Genomic DNA, 15,367 nt, shown 5'->3' on the forward strand with positions numbered 1-15,367 from the left:
TCCATCTCGTTATCGGTTCATCCTGCGCGGATTGAACTCAATCGTGAACTGTCGGAAATACCGCTCAAAGGTGTCCCTGTTGTCCGGAATCGGATAGCGATTCAGGGAGCGCACCGCGCTGAGCGCAGAATTATCAAAAGCGGTATTGCCACTGCTTCCGACCAGCCGGACACCTGCCAGTTCACCGGTGGGCAGAAGGGTAATCTGAAGCCGCGCCGTCATCTCTTCCGTGGCCGATGAGGGCGGATACCAGGCCTGACTCAATCGCTCCCGGATCAGCGCCTGATATTTCTCGCTCTCCGAGAGCATTTGCGCCTCTCTGGCCTTCGCGGCGGCTGCTTCCTGCTGACGCCGGGCTTCTGCCTCGCGAGCCTGCCGTGCGGCCTCTGCCTGGGCCTCCAGCTGCTGTTCCCGGAGCTTGCGTTCTGCTTCCAGCCGTTTGCGCTCGGCTTCCTGGCGCGCCAGCTCCTCCTGCCGTTTGCGCTCCGCTTCTTCCCGTCGGCGCTGCTCTTCCTGACGCCGCTTTTCCTCTTCAGCCTTGCGGCGCGCCTCTTCCTGGCGTCGTTTCTCTTCCTCCGCCTTCTGGCGGGCACGCTCCTTGGCCTCGGCTTCCGCTTTCTGACGCGCGGCTTCCTCGGCTTTCGCTTTGGCTGCCTCACGGGCCTTCGCCTCGGCTTCCTGACGCTCCCGCTCTTTCTGCTGTTCCAGGCGCTTCTGCTCTTCCTGGCGCTTCAGCTCCTCCTGCCGTTTCTGCTCGGCAATGCGGCGCGCTTCCTCTTCTTTGCGCTTGCGTTCGGCTTCCTGCTGCTTGCGCTGCTCCTCGGCCTTGCGTTCATCCTCACGCTGCTGCTCGTTGTTCGGTTCCAGAACCGGACTTGGCTCGGGCTCCTGCTGAGTGATCAGCCGTGCTGCAATGCTTCTGGGCGGGGGTTCATGATCCGGGCTGGTCCAGGACCAGCCCGCCAGAGCAACGCCCAGAATGAGCAGGTGCAGGGTCACCGATATGGCCACCGGAGATTTCCAGGGTGGCTGCCCGGTTGTTATGACCTCGCGCTGGTGATCTTTCACAAAAACCCCGCCCGCACCACTGTCACTTTTCGTTTCCGGGTGATTCTGTAATCAGACCGATGCTGCTCGCTCCGGCCCCCTGCAGCTCGGCCATGAGTCGAACCACCGTGCCGTATTCCACATGCTCGTCTCCACGCACCAGAATTTCGCTGGAGGTCCGCTGTGACAGAATCTTCGCAACCCGGTCACGAAGCTCCCCGAGCGACATGGGATCACTGCCCTCGTCACCCACCTCCACGTAGTAGGCGCCATTGGCGTCCACCGAGACGATGATCGACTCAACGTTCTTGTCGGGCTGGATCGGATCCGACGTGGTCTCCGGCAAATCCACCTTCACACCCTGCGTCAGCATTGGTGCCGTAACCATGAAAATAACCAGCAGCACCAGCATGACATCAATGTACGGAACCACGTTGATTTCCGACATTGGCTTGCGCTTGTGCTGGGGCATCATACCCATGCCTTTCATACGGTTTTGCTCCTGACCCTGTATCCCTGCCCCATCAGGCAGCACCCTTCTCGCTCTGATGCACCCGACGATGCAGAATGCTGGAAAACTCGTCGGCAAAGGTTTCGTAGTTCTTGAGCAAGGCGTCCGACATAGCGGAGAAGCGGTTGTAGGCAATCACTGCAGGAATGGCCGCGAACAGGCCCATCGCTGTGGCAATCAATGCCTCGGAAATACCAGGGGCCACCGTTGCCAGGGTTGCCTGCTGCACCTGGGCCAGCCCCCGGAAGGAGTTCATAATGCCCCAGACCGTGCCAAACAGACCGATGTAGGGACTGGTGGAGCCCACCGTCGCCAGGAATGGCAGGTGCGTTTCCAGACGCTCCTGCTCCCGTGAGAAGGCCACCCGCATGGCACGCTGGGTGCCCTCCATGACCGCGTCCGCGTCGCGGCTCTGCTGACGAAGCCTGGAAAACTCCTTGAAGCCGGCACGAAACAGCGATTCCATGCCAGAGAAGGGTGTCGGCTCGGCATTCACCTCACGGTACAGCTGCCCAAGGTCCATGCCCGACCAGAAACGCTCCTCGAAGGCCAGTTGTGCCTGCCGGGCTTTCCGGAACACCTGAAGGCGCTGGAAGATCAGGGCCCAGGAAATCACGGACGCCAGGAGTAACAGCAGCATCACCAGCTGCACGAGAACCCCGGCATTTGCAATCAGGTACCAGACTGAAAGTTCTGAATCCACTTCTTACTCCTGGCTCGCTCAGTTATTGGTGTTTTCAGGCCGCGCATTGTCGGCCAGCAACGCCCGCATGCTGTCGGGCAGCCGGCGGGGACGCCCGCTGTCCAGGGCGACACAGGCAACCCGCACCTGCCCATCGCACAACAGAGTCCGGTCACCGGCCCGCAGGACCCGCTGCCGGAAATCCATCCATACCCGGCCAAAATTCACCGGCTCGGCAGTCACCAGCAGTTCGTCGTCCAGCTTTGCCGGCACTGCATAGTGCAGGGTCAGCCGCTGCACCACGTAGCTGATGTTGTCTGCCAGACCTGCGCGCAGACTGACGCCGCAACTGCGTACCCACTCGGTGCGCGCCCGCTCCATGTAATGCAGGTACTTGGCGTGAAATACGATGCCGCCGGCGTCGGTGTCCTCAATGTACACCCGTACCGGCAGTTCATAGGAGGTACCTGATGCCTGATCAACCAAAGAGATCCTCCTCTTTGCCCGACCTGGGTGGCACCACGCCGAAATGCTGGTAGGCGTTCGATGTCACCATGCGCCCGCGGGGCGTTCGCACCATGTAACCCTGCTGGATCAGAAAGGGCTCCAGTACATCTTCAATGGTGCCACGCTCTTCACTGATGGCGGCGGCAAGACTTTCCACCCCTACCGGGCCGCCATCGAATTTTTCGATCATGGCCAGAAGAAGACGCCGGTCCATATGATCGAATCCCTGGTTGTCTACCTTCAGCATGTTCAGGGCCTGGTCTGCAATGTCGGCACTGATATGGCCATCGGACCGGACTTCGGCAAAATCGCGAACCCGGCGCAACAGGCGATTGGCTATTCGTGGCGTCCCCCGGGAACGTCGGGCAATCTCAAAGGCCCCGGCCTCGTCGATCGCCACCGACGACAACCGCGCAGACCGCATGATGATGCTGGTGAGATCTGCGGTGTTGTAGAACTCCAGCCGCTGGACGATCCCGAAACGGTCGCGAAGTGGCGAGGTAAGCAGACCCGCCCGGGTAGTGGCACCAACCAGGGTGAAGGGGGGCAGATCGAGTTTGATCGAACGGGCCGCCGGCCCCTCGCCAATCATGATGTCCAGCTGGTAATCTTCCATGGCCGGGTAGAGGACTTCCTCCACTGCCGCACTCAGTCGATGGATCTCGTCGATGAAGAGAACATCGCCCTCTTCCAGGTTGGTCAGCATGGCCGCCAGGTCGCCGGCTTTCTCGAGAACCGGGCCCGAGGTGGTCTTGATGGACACACCCATCTCGTTGGCGATGATGTTCGCGAGCGTTGTTTTACCAAGGCCGGGCGGCCCGAAGATCAGCACGTGGTCCAGGGCCTCCTGGCGCCCTCGGGCCGCAGAGATGAAGATATCCATCTGCTCCCGGACCGTTGGCTGACCCACGTATTCCGTCAACAGCGTCGGCCGGATGGCCCTGTCCTGGACTTCCTCGTATTCACCGGCCCGGGCCGAAATCAACCGGTCGGATTCAATCATGGCATCACCCATTGGTTGGGAATCAACATCGTGCCTGACTACCCCTGAATTGCAGCTTGCCCCAATTGTACAAAGGGCTATGCGGGTGTCACGTTACGCTCTCTACAGATTCGCGACAGGTAGCGGGCTCAGGCCGGGATCATGTTTCGCAGCGCGAGGCGAATGAGGGTTTCACTGCTCATGCCCTCTTCCGACACCTTACTGATCGCCTTGGCGGCTTCCTGGGGCTTGTACCCCAGCGCGATCAGGGCCGCCTCGGCTTCCTCGGTGGCTGAAGCCCCGCGGGTCGCTGCGATCTCCGGCTGCTGGCCAGCACCCGCCGCTTCCGGCGACATTGGCACAAATTGCCCTTCAAGTTGCCCTATCCGGTCTGCCATTTCAATAAGAAGCCGCTCGGCGGTTTTCTTGCCGACACCAGGCAGCTTGACCAGCGACGCCGAGTCGCGGCTTTCGACACAGCGAATGAACTGTTGGGCATCAAGCCCGGAGAGAATACCCACGGCAAGTTTCGGCCCTACCCCGTTCACCTTGATCAGCAGGCGGAACAGGTCTCGGTCGAGTCGGGACGCAAAGCCGTACAGGCTCTGGGCATCCTCACGAACCGCAAAGTGGGTGTGGAGGGTGACTTCCTGTCCCGTTTCGGGCAGGTGGAAGAAAGTGGTGTAAGGAATATCGACCTCGTAACCGAGGCCAGCACATTCAACCAGCGCCTGCCCGGGAGCTTTCTCAACCAGTACACCTCGGATACGACCAATCAAGGGACTACTCCTTTTTCAGCTAAGCTGCTTATGAATGCCGCACGCGCCCGCTGCGAACTTTTCCAGACCCACTGGCCACCCTGAGGATACTCTGGCTCATATGGGCATGACACAGGGCAATGGCCAGGGCATCGGCGGCATCGGCCTGGGGCTTGCGCGAAAGGGACAGCAGTGCCTGCACCATGTGCTGCACCTGGGCCTTGTCGGCCCCACCCTTGCCAACCACCGCCTGCTTGACCTGCCTTGCCGAATACTCATGCACTGCCAGGCCACTGTTGGCGGCACTGACAATCGCCGCGCCCCGAGCCTGGCCGAGCTTGAGGGCGGAGTCCGGATTGCGCGCCATGAACACCTGCTCGATGGCGAACTGTTCCGGCCGGTATTCCCCAATCAGTGTGGCAAGGCTCTGGAAGATGGTCTGCAGGCGTTCGGCCATCGGCTTTTCACCAACCCGGATGCAACCGCTGTCGATGTACTCGATCAGGCGGCCCTCGGCCCGGATGATGCCATAGCCGGTGATCCGTGATCCGGGATCGACACCCAGGATGATTGCCACGTCAGTCGTCCTGTCCGGTCACAGCGACTCCATGATCTCGGCGGAGATATCGGCGTTGTGGTACACATTCTGGACGTCGTCCAGATCCTCGAGCATGTCGATCAGCTTGAGGGTGGTTTCGGCGCCGTCCCGATCCAGTTCAACCCGGGTGGACGGCACCATGGTCACCTCGGCGTTATCGGGGATCAGCCCGGCTCCGGTCAATGATTCCTTTACGTCCAGGTACTCTTCCGGCGTGGTGACAATCTCGTAGGAGCCATCCTCCTGCTCCTGCAGATCCTCGGCGCCCGCCTCCAGGGCGGCTTCCATAAGCCGGTCGCCGTCGGTTTCCGGACTGTAGCTGATGATGCCCTGCTTGCTGAAAAGATAGGCTACCGACCCATCGGTGCCGAGGTTACCGCCAAATTTGTTGAAGGCATGACGAACTTCGGCAACGGTCCGGTTCTTGTTGTCGGTCATGGCTTCGACAAACACGGCTACGCCACCTGGCCCGTATCCTTCGTAAGTCAGCTCTTCGTAGTTGCTGTCGTCACCACCGCCTGCGCCGCGCTCAATCGCCCGCTCGATGGTGTCTTTCTTCATGTTGGCGGTCAGAGCCTTGTCGACCACGGCCCGCAGACGGGGATTGTCGTTGGGATCGCCGCCGCCAAGACGGGCGGCAACGGTCAGTTCCCGGATGATTTTGGTGAAGATCTTGCCCCGCTTGGCGTCCTGTGCCGCCTTGCGGTGCTTGATGTTGGCCCATTTGCTGTGACCAGCCATGCGAACCTCCGTCCATCGTCCGGGGAGCGGATCGGACCCGCTCCCGGCTCCCAGAATTTACTCGGTGCCCTCAGCCTTGTTGCCGTCTGCCGCTTTCGCCGAACGGCGCAGGCGGATGTGCAACTCGCGAAGCTGCTTCTCGTCTACCTCACCCGGCGCCTGGGTCATCAGACAGGTGGCACTCTGGGTTTTCGGGAAGGCAATGACATCGCGAATAGAGGTGGCGCCGGTCATCAGCATCACCAGACGGTCGAGGCCGAAGGCCAGGCCACCGTGCGGCGGGCAACCGAACTTGAGTGCGTCGAGCAGGAATCCGAACTTGGCCCGGGCCTCTTCCTCACCAATGCCAAGAATACGGAACACCGCTTCCTGCATTTTTTCGTTGTGGATACGGATGGAGCCACCGCCCAGCTCGGTGCCGTTGAGCACCATGTCATAGGCCCGGGACAATGCATTGGCCGGATCCGCAGCCAGCTCTTCCGGGCTGCACGACGGCGCGGTGAACGGGTGGTGGATAGCGGTCAGGCTGCCATCCGGCAACTCTTCGAACATCGGGAAGTCCACCACCCACATGGGTGCCCATTCGGAAGTGAGCATGTCCAGATCGTGGCCGACCTTGATGCGCAGGGCACCCAGGGCTTCGTTCACCACGGTGGCTTTGTCGGCACCAAAGAACACGATGTCACCATCTTCTGCCCCGACCCGCTCCATCATCGCCATGGCGACATCATCACCCAGGAACTTGACGATGGGCGACTGCAGGCCTTCCACGCCCTTGGCCAGCTCGTTCACCTTGATATAGGCCAGACCCTTGGCACCATAGATGCCAACAAACTTTGTGTAGTCATCAATCTGCTTGCGGGTCAGCTCACTGCCTTTCGGCACACGCAGGGCCGCCACACGGCCCTTGGGATCTTTGGCGGGGCCGGCGAACACCTTGAAGTCGACGTTTTCGACCAGATCACCCACATCCAGCAGTTCCAGCGGAATCCGCAGGTCCGGTTTGTCACTGCCGTAACGGCGCATGGCTTCGGCGTAAGGCATGCGCGGGAACTCCGGCAGCTCCACGTCCAGCACATCCTTGAACAGGGAGCGCACCATGTCCTCGTTCAGGTTCATCAGGGTTTCTTCGTCAATGAAGGACGCCTCGATGTCCACCTGGGTAAATTCGGGCTGCCGGTCAGCGCGCAGGTCTTCGTCCCGGAAACACTTGGCAATCTGGTAATAGCGATCAACGCCGGACACCATCAGCAACTGCTTGAACAGCTGCGGGGACTGCGGCAGTGCGAAAAAGGAGCCTTCATGGGTACGGCTGGGCACCAGGTAGTCACGGGCACCTTCCGGGGTGGCCCGGGTCAGAATGGGCGTTTCCACGTCCATAAAGCCGCGGCTGTCCAGGAAGTTACGGATGTAGCTGGTGACCCGGGACCGGAAGCGAAGCCGGTTGAGCATCTCCGGCCGGCGCAGATCAACAAAGCGGTAGCGCAGACGAACATCCTCGCCTACGTCTACGTGTTCATCCAGCGGGAACGGAGGCGTGGCGGCGGCATTGAGGATGGTCAGTTCCTTGCCGAGCAATTCAACCTGCCCGGTCGGCATGTTGTTGTTCTCGGTACCCGCGGGGCGACGACGTACACGACCAGTCACCTTGATGACGAATTCGCTGCGCACCTTCTCTGCCAGCGCAAAGCTCTCTGGGGTGTCGGGATCAACCACCACCTGAGACATGCCGTCCCGATCCCGCAGATCCAGGAAGATAACCCCACCGTGGTCTCGGCGGCGGTGTACCCATCCGCAAAGCGTGACTTCCTGATCGATGTGGGATTCGTTGATCCCACCGCAATAGTGACTGCGCATACCGGTTCCCGTGTTCTGAATGTGTTCGTTTATTCGTGGCGTCTGGGCAAGCTGGTGGGGATGGCTTTCCGAAACCGTGCGGAGCCATGGATGGCGGAGCCGAGCGTACACGGACGTATTCACAGCGTGTTTCGGAAAGCCATCCCCACCGGCTTGCTTGCACCCACTCTGAGGCCGCTTGTAAATGTCAGCGACCATAGCGGAAAAGCCGCCCATTATAAACACAATTACCCCGAAAATCAGGCGTGCAACCGGGTAAATTGGCGGCCAGGGTGACTGACGTAGTCCGGGCAGCTAGAATGCTGATTTTAAACGGCACAGGCAGGGAGTTTTACCTTGGCGACCAGAGCGGAGCAGAAACTGAAAACCCGGCGGGCGTTAATGGATGCAGCGCTGTCGCAGCTGAGTGCCGACCGGGGTTTTGGCAGCCTGAGTTTGCGGGAAGTGGCCCGCGAGGCCGGGATTGCTCCAACCTCGTTTTACCGCCATTTTGCCGAGCTCGATGAGCTTGGCCTGGCCCTTGTGGACGAAGGGGGCGTTGCCCTGCGCCAATTGATGCGCCAGGCCCGCAAGCGGATTGCCCGGGACGGCAGCGCCATCTCCACCTCGGTGGACACCTTTATGGAGTATCTGGGCAACAACGCCAACCTGTTCCGTCTCATGCTCCGTGAACGCACAGGGGTGTCCAAACCCTTCCGAACCGCAGTCAAGGCCGAGATCGACCATTTTGCCACCGAACTGGCCGACGACCTCAAGCGCTTCGCGGACGAGCAGAACAAGCCGCTTTCCGATCCCAAGGTGGTGGCCGAAGCCATGGTAACGCTGGTGTTCAATCAGGGGGCCGAGGCACTGGACTGCACGCCGAGGGAGCGGGAAGAGCTCAAGACCAAGCTGAAGGCGGAACTGCGGATGATTCTGGTGGGCTCACAGACCATGGCATCTCGCCAGGCGTCATGAATCTGTAGATTTTTTGGAACCTTTCTGGGCAAGCCCCGTGTCAGGCAGTGGAAGACGATACACTTCCTATTGTTGAGTCGTTGCCTGATACGGCAGCATTGTGCCCGCCCCACTGGCGGGCTTTTTTATGCCCGGGTCAGATTTGCCCTTTCAGCTGTCCGGCCGCAGGCGGGACAGCACAGGTTCCAGACGCCCCCGTACCTCAGCCAGACCTTCGTCCGTGTAAGCCACCGGCGCCTGCTTCCCCCATACCGGGCCCGGCCACGCCGGGTCACCCTCGAAGCGCACAATGTGATGAAGGTGGAGCTGCGGCACCATGTTACCGAGGGCGGCCACGTTCATCTTGTGCCCGCCAAACACGTCCATCATGGCCTCACTCAGAACCGACGACTCCGTCAGCAACTGGTGCTGATCCTGCTCAGGCAACTGGTAGATTTCACGAATGTCCGGCATTGCCGGCACCAACAGCACCCAGGGCCAGGTCCGGTCGTTCATGAGCCGGATCTCGCAGAGCGGCGTCGAACCCAGCTGGAGGGTGTCCGCCTGAAGCCGTTCGTGAAGTCGGAATTCCGTTGATCTGGGCATGAAACCTCCAGCTGTTAAACCGCGTGGAACTGGTTGCGGCCCCGGCCGATGGCGTAGTAGATCAGACCGTAACGCTCCAGCATTTCCGGCTCGTAAAGGTTGCGGCCATCGAACACCACGGGCTCCTGCAATGCCGCCGCGATGGACTGGAAGTCCGGGGAACGGAATTCCTTCCATTCGGTACAGATTGCCAGCACGTCCGCTCCCTTGAGCGCCTGCTCCTTGGTGCCGCACAGTGTCAGCCCGGCCTGGTCCGGATACAGACGCTGAGTCTCTTCCATGGCTTCCGGATCAAAGGCCTGCACCGTGGCGCCCGCCTTCCAGAGATCTTCCATCAGCGTTCTGGAGGAGGCTTCACGCATATCATCGGTATTGGGCTTGAAGGCAAGCCCCCAGAGCGCCACGACCTTGCCGTTCAGCTCGCCACCAAAGTAGTGGCTGATCTTGTCGAACAGCACGTGCTTCTGGGCATAGTTCACGGATTCCACGGCATTGAGCAGTTGTGCCTCGTAACCGCAATCACTGGCGGTGCGCGCCAGGGCCTGTACGTCCTTGGGGAAGCAGGAACCGCCGTAGCCGCAACCCGGGTAAATGAAGTGATAGCCGATGCGCGGATCGGAACCGATGCCGCGACGGACCGCTTCGATATCGGCACCCAGGCGCTCCGCCAGGTTGGCGATCTCGTTCATGAAGCTGATCTTGGTGGCCAGCATGGAGTTGGCGGCGTACTTGGTCAGCTCAGCGGAGCGGACATCCATGAAGATCATGCGATCATGGTTGCGGTTGAACGGGTAGTAAACCTCACGCAGCAGTTCCGCGGCACGATCGCTGTCGGTTCCCACAATAATCCGGTCCGGCTTCATGAAATCGTTGATCGCCGCACCTTCCTTGAGAAACTCGGGGTTGGAGACCACGTCGAAATCCAGTTCCAGACCACGACGATCGAGCTCCGCTCGCACGGCTGCCCTCACCCGGTCGCCGGTGCCGACCGGAACCGTCGATTTGTCGACCACCACCTTGTAGTCCGTCATGTGCTCACCGATGGCCCGGGCCACGGCGGTCACGTACTGCAGATCCGCCGAACCGTCCTCGTCCGGTGGAGTGCCAACGGCAATAAATTGCAACGCACCGTGGCGCACCGCTTCCTCGGTGTCCGTGGTGAAGGCGAGACGCCCCGCCTCAACCGTATGCTTCACGATGGTCTCGAGGCCGGGTTCGTAGATGGGAATCTGTCCGTTCTTCAGTTTGTCGATCTTGCCCTGGTCAACATCCATGCACAGAACGTGGTGGCCGACATCCGCCAGGCAGGCGCCGGTGACCAGGCCCACGTATCCGGTACCAAAAATCGTTATTTTCATCCTTTAAATCCCGATAGCGAGTCAGATAATTATGTGATGTCCAGGGTAAGACGCTTATTCGTTGTGCTCGGCCTTTTTCTTTTGCCAGAGCGCTTCCCAGGCCAGCGCGGTACCCACGATCGTATCCAGGTCATCGTAATCCGGGGCCCAGCCAAGGGTCTCCCGAATGCGCGTGTTATCTGCCATCAACGCCTCCGGGTCGCCGGCTCTTCGCGCGGTTTCGGTGACCGGAAAGTCAACGCCGGATTTCCGCTTGACCACATCGATCACCTCGCGAACCGTGAATCCACGACCGTAGCCACAGTTCAGAACCTTCGAGCTGCCGCCCTCGGCCATGTAGTCAAGGGCCATCACATGGGCCTTGGCCAGGTCCTCCACATGGATGTAATCGCGAATACAGGTGCCATCGCGGGTATCGTAATCGGTACCGAACACGCTCATGCCTTCACGCTGGCCGGTCACGCACTCGCAGGCCACCTTGATCAGGTGGGTGGCTTCCGGCGTCGCCTGCCCCAGCAGACCGTCCGGATTGGCACCGGCCACGTTGAAGTACCTCAGGATCACATAATTGAGGCCTGATGCCGCCGCCAGGTCCATGATCATCCGCTCACTCATCATTTTGGAGGCACCGTACGGATTGATCGGCGCAAGCGGCAGGTCCTCGGCGAGCACGGTCTGCTCCGGCATCCCGTACACAGCCGCTGTGGAGGAAAACACAATATAGGGCACGCCGTGGGCCTGTACGGCTTTAAGCAGGTTCAGGGTATTGCGGGTGTTATTACCGTAGTATTTCAGGGGATTGGCTACCGACTCCGGCACCACGATGTTGGCTGCGAAATGCAGCACCGCCTCGAACTGGTGACGGGAGAACAGAGCTTCGAGGGCGGCCTCGTCGGCCAGATCGCCCACCACCAGCTCACCGGCTGTAACCGCCCATCGATAGCCGGTGGACAGATTATCAAAAACCACGATGTCGTGGCCGGCCTCGCCGAGCTGACGCACCACGTGGCTGCCGATATAACCGGCGCCGCCGGTAACCAGGACTTTCATGGGTGTCTCTACTCCTTCCCTGAAGGTTGTTGGCGACGCCGCCGGATTTCCGCCCGACGCCGACTGAAAAACGCGCTGATGGTCTGGCTGCACTCATCGGCCAGTACGCCACCGGTGGGTTCTACCTGCCAGTTCAGGTGCGGCTCTTCCAGCGTGCGCCGGGCAGACTCCACAGCGCCAGCCTTGGGCTCAGACGCACCGTAAACCAATCGACTGATTCGGGCATGGACAATAGCGCCCACGCACATGGTACAGGGCTCGAGCGTAACGTAAAGCGTGGCGCCCGGCAGCCGATAGTTGCCAACCCGGGCGCCGGCGTCGCGCAGGGCCCGAATCTCGGCATGGGCCGTGGGATCACAGCCGGAGATAGGCGCATTGAAGCCGGCGCCAACTTCCCTGCCGTCCAGCACCACTACCGCACCAACTGGCACCTCACCCGCGCCGGCCGCTTCCTCGGCCAGAGCCAGCGCCCGCCGCATCCAACGCTCATCTTCCGCCGTTATTTCAGACATCGGGCAGGCTTACCTGGCCGTTATTCCCACTCGATTGTTGCCGGCGGCTTGGAGGACACATCGTAGGTGACCCGGGAGACACCGGTGATTTCATTGATGATTCTGTTGGACACCGTTTCAAGCAGCTCGTACGGGAGATGTGCCCATCGCGCCGTCATGAAATCGATGGTTTCGACCGCTCTCAGGGCGACCACGTATTCGTAGCGGCGCGCATCACCAACCACGCCCACCGACTTGACCGGCAGGAATACGGCAAACGCCTGGCTGGTCTTGTGGTACAGGTCGGCACGGTGCAGCTCTTCGAGGAAGATGGCATCGGCCCGGCGCAGGATGTCGGCGTACTCCTTTTTCACTTCGCCGAGAATGCGTACACCCAGGCCCGGTCCGGGGAACGGGTGCCGGTATACCATGTCGTAGGGCAGCCCCAGCTCCAGGCCAATCCGGCGCACCTCGTCCTTGAACAGCTCACGCAGAGGCTCTACCAGTTTCATTTTCATGGTTTCCGGCAGCCCGCCGACGTTGTGATGGGACTTGATCACGTGGGCCTTGCCGGTTTTGGACGCGGCGGATTCAATCACGTCCGGATAGATGGTGCCCTGGGCCAGCCAGTTCACGTCCTTGATGTTGGCCGCCTCGTCATCGAACACATCTATGAAGGTGTTACCGATGATCTTGCGCTTCTGCTCGGGATCGCTGATGCCTTTGAGCTTGGACAGGAACAGGTCTTCCGCATCCACCCGGATAACCTTGACACCCATGTTGCTGGCAAACATGTCCATGACCTGATCGCCCTCGTGCAGGCGCAGCAGGCCGTTGTCCACGAACACACAGGTAAGCTGGTCGCCGATGGCTCGATGCAGCAGCGCCGCGGTCACCGAGGAATCCACACCCCCGGAAAGACCTAGCAGCACTTTGTCGCCGCCTACCTGATCGCGAATCTGCTGAACGGCATCATCGACGATCTTCGCCGGCGTCCATAGTGCCTCGCACTGGCAGATGTTGAGGACGAAATGTTCCAGAATGCGCTTGCCCTGGAGTGTGTGAGTCACCTCCGGGTGGAACTGTACGCCGTAGAGGTTGCGGCTGACGTCCTGCATGGCCGCGATGGGCGCGCTCTCGGTAGACGCCAGAAGTTCGAAGCCCTCGGGCATGGCCACCACCTTGTCGCCGTGGCTCATCCACACATCCAGCAGGGATTCACCGGCCGGTGTCAGGTGATCCGTAATGTCTGCCAGAAGCGGCCCCTTGGCCCGAACCTTCACCTGGGCGTAGCCAAACTCACGCTTCTCGGAACTGGCCACCCGGCCTCCGAGCTGCTCGGCCATGGTCTGCATACCGTAGCAGATGCCCAGAATCGGGATGTTGCGATCAAACAGGCCTTCCGGGGCCCGGGGGCCGCCCAGCTGGGTAACCGACTCAGGTCCACCGGCCAGCACAATCCCCTTGGGATTGAATTCGTTGAGCTCCTCATCGCTGATATCAAACGCCTTGATCTCGCAGTAAACGCCGATTTCCCGAACTCTGCGCGCAATCAACTGGGTGTACTGGGAACCGAAATCAAGAATCAGGATACGGTGATCGTGAATGTTCTGAGCCATGGAATCCTCGGAGCTGAATAAACAACGCGGCCCTCCTGGGGCCGCGTCTGGTCTGGCAGTAATTAACCGATACGGTAGTTGGGCGCTTCTTTGGTAATCGTCACATCGTGAACGTGGCTTTCACGCATGCCGGCGTTGGTGATGCGTACAAATTCCGGCTTGGTGCGCATCTCCTCCATGGTGGCGCTTCCGGTGTAGCCCATTGCCGCCCGCAGGCCGCCCACCAACTGGTGAACGATGTTGCGCATCGGACCCTTGCAGGCCACCCGGCCTTCAATACCCTCAGGAACAAGCTTTTCGATACCCTTGCTGGCGTCCTGGAAGTAGCGGTCACTGGAGCCCTGCCCCATGGCACCGATCGACCCCATGCCACGGTAGGCCTTGTAGCTTCGACCCTGGAACAGCTCCACTTCGCCGGGTGCTTCGTCGGTACCGGCCAGCAGACTACCAATCATGACGCTGTGGGCGCCGGCGGCAATAGCCTTGGCAATGTCACCGGAGAACCGGATGCCGCCATCGGCAATCAACGGCACGCCACGGTCCTTCAGCGCCGCCGCCACGTTGGAGACCGCGGAGATCTGGGGCACGCCGATACCCGCAACGATGCGGGTGGTACAGATTGAGCCGGGTCCAATTCCGACCTTCACCGCGTCGGCTCCAGCATCCGCGAGGGCAAGCGCCGCGTGGGAGGTCGCGATGTTGCCACCGATTACCTGAACGTCCGGATAGTTTTCCTTGATCCAGCGCACGCGATCAATCACACCACGGGAGTGGCCGTGTGCGGTATCCACCACGATCACGTCGACACCTGCTTCCGCCAGGGCTCGAACGCGGGCCTCGGTGTCGCCACCGGTGCTGACTGCGGCACCAACGCGCAGTCGACCCTGATCGTCCTTGCAGGCCAGCGGGTAATCCTTGGCCTTCTGGATGTCCTTGACCGTAATCAGGCCGCGCAGCTCAAAATTGTCGTTAACCACCAGCACCTTTTCGATCCGGTGCCGGTGCAGCAGTTCTTTGACATCATCAAGGCTGGCACCCTCACGGACGGTAACCAGTTTCTCCTTGGGGGTCATGATGTCCCGAACCAGCGTTTCCATGCGGCTTTCGAACCGGATGTCACGGCCGGTCACGATCCCTACCAGGTCGTGACCATCCACCACCGGCAGACCAGAGATGCTGTTGGCCATGGTGATATCCACCAGTTCCCGCACGGTGGTGTCCGGGGAAACGGTGATCGGGTCCTTCACCACGCCGCTCTCGAATTTCTTGACCTTGCGAACCGCTGCCGCCTGTTGCTCCACGGTCATGTTCTTGTGCATGATGCCGATTCCGCCTTCCTGAGCCATGGCAATGGCCAGTTCCGATTCGGTCACCGTGTCCATCGCGGAAGACAGCAGGGGAATATTGAGCGTGATACCCTTGGTCAGCTGGGTCTGCAGACTGACCTGGTGAGGGAGCACTTCCGAGTAACCGGGAACCAGCAGAACGTCATCGAATGTGAGGGCTTCTTCGGCAATTCGCAGCATTGGGATCCGCCTTTTGAACGTGCTAAGTTTGGAATTTCCATGCCATGCCCGCGGCGGCACAGCAGAGCAAAATCCTTAATCGATCTATTATAAAGGTG

Annotated in this window: 16 protein-coding genes; 1 reads left to right on the forward strand and 15 read right to left on the reverse strand. The window is 60.5% G+C overall.

All coding sequences use genetic code 11. The annotated features are described in order from the left end of the window. Nucleotides 1-9: 9 nt before the first annotated feature. The 9 genes from tolA to aspS form a co-directional block, all read right to left on the reverse strand. The gene (gene tolA / locus AC0J1C_RS10085; RefSeq protein WP_375191916.1) at nucleotides 10-1,011 is read right to left on the reverse strand and encodes a cell envelope integrity protein TolA; all 1,002 of its coding nucleotides are present in this window, start codon (nucleotides 1,009-1,011) and stop codon (nucleotides 10-12) included. A gap of 79 nt (nucleotides 1,012-1,090) precedes the next feature. After that, nucleotides 1,091-1,537 (reverse strand): protein TolR, encoded by a 447-nt coding sequence (gene tolR, locus AC0J1C_RS10090; protein WP_091985809.1) that lies wholly within the window; start codon nucleotides 1,535-1,537, stop codon nucleotides 1,091-1,093. A gap of 34 nt (nucleotides 1,538-1,571) precedes the next feature. After that, entirely contained in the window at nucleotides 1,572-2,261 is a 690-nt protein-coding gene (tolQ, locus tag AC0J1C_RS10095) for a protein TolQ (protein WP_375191883.1), read from the reverse strand. A gap of 18 nt (nucleotides 2,262-2,279) precedes the next feature. After that, nucleotides 2,280-2,726, reverse strand: coding sequence for a tol-pal system-associated acyl-CoA thioesterase (gene ybgC, locus AC0J1C_RS10100; RefSeq protein ID WP_473043734.1), 447 nt, complete (start codon nucleotides 2,724-2,726; stop codon nucleotides 2,280-2,282). Further along, complete coding sequence (ruvB, locus tag AC0J1C_RS10105; RefSeq protein ID WP_375191885.1) at nucleotides 2,719-3,750, reverse strand: Holliday junction branch migration DNA helicase RuvB; 1,032 nt, start codon at nucleotides 3,748-3,750, stop codon at nucleotides 2,719-2,721. Before ruvB ends, ybgC begins: the two co-directional genes overlap by 8 nt. A 128-nt stretch (nucleotides 3,751-3,878) precedes the next feature. After that, complete coding sequence (gene ruvA / locus AC0J1C_RS10110) at nucleotides 3,879-4,508, reverse strand: Holliday junction branch migration protein RuvA (protein WP_473043736.1); 630 nt, start codon at nucleotides 4,506-4,508, stop codon at nucleotides 3,879-3,881. A 28-nt stretch (nucleotides 4,509-4,536) separates the two neighbouring features. Next, complete coding sequence (ruvC, locus tag AC0J1C_RS10115) at nucleotides 4,537-5,064, reverse strand: crossover junction endodeoxyribonuclease RuvC (RefSeq protein WP_473043737.1); 528 nt, start codon at nucleotides 5,062-5,064, stop codon at nucleotides 4,537-4,539. Between the two features lie 18 nt (nucleotides 5,065-5,082). Beyond that, on the reverse strand, nucleotides 5,083-5,826 hold the full coding sequence (locus AC0J1C_RS10120; protein WP_473043738.1) for a YebC/PmpR family DNA-binding transcriptional regulator: 744 nt from the start codon (nucleotides 5,824-5,826) through the stop codon (nucleotides 5,083-5,085). 57 nt (nucleotides 5,827-5,883) lie between these two features. Further along, complete coding sequence (aspS, locus tag AC0J1C_RS10125; protein ID WP_473043740.1) at nucleotides 5,884-7,683, reverse strand: aspartate--tRNA ligase; 1,800 nt, start codon at nucleotides 7,681-7,683, stop codon at nucleotides 5,884-5,886. Between the two features lie 336 nt (nucleotides 7,684-8,019). Here aspS and fabR point away from each other — a divergent pair, with 336 nt between their 5' ends. After that, on the forward strand, nucleotides 8,020-8,640 hold the full coding sequence (fabR, locus tag AC0J1C_RS10130) for an HTH-type transcriptional repressor FabR (RefSeq protein WP_473043741.1): 621 nt from the start codon (nucleotides 8,020-8,022) through the stop codon (nucleotides 8,638-8,640). A 150-nt stretch (nucleotides 8,641-8,790) separates the two neighbouring features. On the opposite strand, the gene AC0J1C_RS10135 is transcribed toward fabR, so the two are convergent. From AC0J1C_RS10135 to guaB, 6 genes are all read right to left on the reverse strand, one after another. Continuing rightward, a complete protein-coding gene (locus AC0J1C_RS10135) occupies nucleotides 8,791-9,225 on the reverse strand; it encodes an HIT domain-containing protein (RefSeq protein ID WP_473043742.1) in 435 nt (144 codons plus the stop codon). A 14-nt stretch (nucleotides 9,226-9,239) separates the two neighbouring features. Further along, nucleotides 9,240-10,583, reverse strand: a complete 1,344-nt coding sequence (locus AC0J1C_RS10140) for a UDP-glucose dehydrogenase family protein (protein WP_473043743.1) — start codon at nucleotides 10,581-10,583, stop codon at nucleotides 9,240-9,242. Between the two features lie 54 nt (nucleotides 10,584-10,637). Then, on the reverse strand, nucleotides 10,638-11,633 hold the full coding sequence (galE, locus tag AC0J1C_RS10145) for a UDP-glucose 4-epimerase GalE (RefSeq protein ID WP_473043744.1): 996 nt from the start codon (nucleotides 11,631-11,633) through the stop codon (nucleotides 10,638-10,640). Between the two features lie 8 nt (nucleotides 11,634-11,641). Beyond that, the gene (gene tadA / locus AC0J1C_RS10150; protein ID WP_375191894.1) at nucleotides 11,642-12,145 is read right to left on the reverse strand and encodes a tRNA adenosine(34) deaminase TadA; all 504 of its coding nucleotides are present in this window, start codon (nucleotides 12,143-12,145) and stop codon (nucleotides 11,642-11,644) included. A gap of 20 nt (nucleotides 12,146-12,165) precedes the next feature. Next, on the reverse strand, nucleotides 12,166-13,743 hold the full coding sequence (gene guaA, locus AC0J1C_RS10155) for a glutamine-hydrolyzing GMP synthase (RefSeq protein ID WP_091985836.1): 1,578 nt from the start codon (nucleotides 13,741-13,743) through the stop codon (nucleotides 12,166-12,168). A gap of 62 nt (nucleotides 13,744-13,805) precedes the next feature. Further along, complete coding sequence (guaB, locus tag AC0J1C_RS10160; protein ID WP_091985838.1) at nucleotides 13,806-15,269, reverse strand: IMP dehydrogenase; 1,464 nt, start codon at nucleotides 15,267-15,269, stop codon at nucleotides 13,806-13,808. Nucleotides 15,270-15,367 lie beyond the last annotated feature (98 nt).

This window comes from Marinobacter sp. E2 (assembly GCF_055755345.1).

Coding starts and splice junctions, on each gene's coding strand:
- tolR (WP_091985809.1), bottom strand. CDS start 1,537: ATGAAAGGCATGGGTATGATGCCCCAGCACAAGCGCAAGCCAATGTCG.
- ruvB (WP_375191885.1), bottom strand. CDS start 3,750: ATGATTGAATCCGACCGGTTGATTTCGGCCCGGGCCGGTGAATACGAG.
- AC0J1C_RS10120 (WP_473043738.1), bottom strand. CDS start 5,826: ATGGCTGGTCACAGCAAATGGGCCAACATCAAGCACCGCAAGGCGGCA.
- aspS (WP_473043740.1), bottom strand. CDS start 7,683: ATGCGCAGTCACTATTGCGGTGGGATCAACGAATCCCACATCGATCAG.
- AC0J1C_RS10135 (WP_473043742.1), bottom strand. CDS start 9,225: ATGCCCAGATCAACGGAATTCCGACTTCACGAACGGCTTCAGGCGGAC.
- AC0J1C_RS10140 (WP_473043743.1), bottom strand. CDS start 10,583: ATGAAAATAACGATTTTTGGTACCGGATACGTGGGCCTGGTCACCGGC.
- galE (WP_473043744.1), bottom strand. CDS start 11,633: ATGAAAGTCCTGGTTACCGGCGGCGCCGGTTATATCGGCAGCCACGTG.
- tadA (WP_375191894.1), bottom strand. CDS start 12,145: ATGTCTGAAATAACGGCGGAAGATGAGCGTTGGATGCGGCGGGCGCTG.
- guaA (WP_091985836.1), bottom strand. CDS start 13,743: ATGGCTCAGAACATTCACGATCACCGTATCCTGATTCTTGATTTCGGT.
- guaB (WP_091985838.1), bottom strand. CDS start 15,269: ATGCTGCGAATTGCCGAAGAAGCCCTCACATTCGATGACGTTCTGCTG.